1 protein-coding gene is annotated in these 233 nt (G+C 70.4%); it reads right to left on the bottom strand.

Features of this window, described 5'->3' with window-relative positions:
- Positions 1-233: lactate/malate family dehydrogenase (locus RVY79_RS21690; protein WP_411161789.1), on the bottom strand; the 233-nt coding region annotated here is incomplete at both ends.

Raw genomic sequence — 233 nt, 5'->3', positions numbered from 1 at the left:
CCAGGCGCAGCATGGCGGTGAAGTTCTCGCGCGGCAGGTCCGGCGCCGACTTCATGGCGATGTAGGCGTTGGTGTTGGCCGGGTTGCCGACCACCAGCACCTTGACGTTGCGCGAGGCAACGGCGTTCAGTGCCTTGCCCTGCGCCGTGAAGATCTGGGCATTGGCCGACAGCAGGTCAGCGCGCTCCATGCCCGGGCCGCGGGGGCGGGCGCCCACCAGCAGGGCCACGTCC

The organism is Chromohalobacter sp. HP20-39, assembly GCF_033052815.1.
GTDB lineage: Bacteria > Pseudomonadota > Gammaproteobacteria > Pseudomonadales > Halomonadaceae > Chromohalobacter.
Note: the sequence above shows the minus strand (reverse complement) of the source record. Positions and strands in the feature narration are given on the sequence as shown.